The organism is Pseudoalteromonas sp. S4492 (assembly GCF_005886115.1).
Taxonomy (GTDB): domain Bacteria; phylum Pseudomonadota; class Gammaproteobacteria; order Enterobacterales; family Alteromonadaceae; genus Pseudoalteromonas; species Pseudoalteromonas gelatinilytica.
On record NZ_PNCP01000140.1, the window covers coordinates 1 to 516 of the forward strand.

Sequence of the window (516 nt, forward strand, 5' to 3'; positions counted from 1 at the left end):
GTCAGGCTCTAGGGTTAAATCTACCTCGCAAATACCTTGCTCTTCGGTGATTTTCTTAAACTTGTTATAAAGCGTTTGGTCTTCACGCATGCTTAAAGACTTAGGTTCAAAGCCACATTTTTGAATATTGTGGTCACCTTGGATAAAGTCTTTTTCAGGTACTAAGTAACTGATAGACGAAAACGAATAGGGCTTAGCAGCACCTGATTTGCTTGATACACCGCGACCCATCGCGGCAGATAATAAGATTACTTTCATGGGGCTAACTCCATTTGATTGGGTGGTGATATACAGGCCTGATTAATAGAATCGGGGATATCCCACGGATTTAGGCCTTTAGTTAATTGGTTAATGATTTCGCTGTCCGGTAGTTCTTTAACGTGACGTAAGAAATTTAAAAACTTGCCGTAAGACTGTGCGCAGTAGCGCTCTAATCGTTCAGCAACAAAAATCCCACTTACTTTTGGTTTACGTGTAGTGGTTTTAATCTCAAGGCGTTTAGCGCTAACAAACTCA

General features: G+C 40.9%; 2 protein-coding genes. Both read right to left on the reverse strand.

The window, feature by feature from the left end; translation table 11 throughout:
* The coding region (locus CWC28_RS21200) for a CTX-RstB family phage integration protein (protein WP_138625739.1) at positions 1-258 on the reverse strand (258 nt) is incomplete at its 3' end.
* The coding region (locus tag CWC28_RS22025) for a hypothetical protein (protein ID WP_212746812.1) at positions 255-516 on the reverse strand (262 nt) is incomplete at its 5' end. The genes CWC28_RS22025 and CWC28_RS21200, both read right to left, overlap by 4 nt.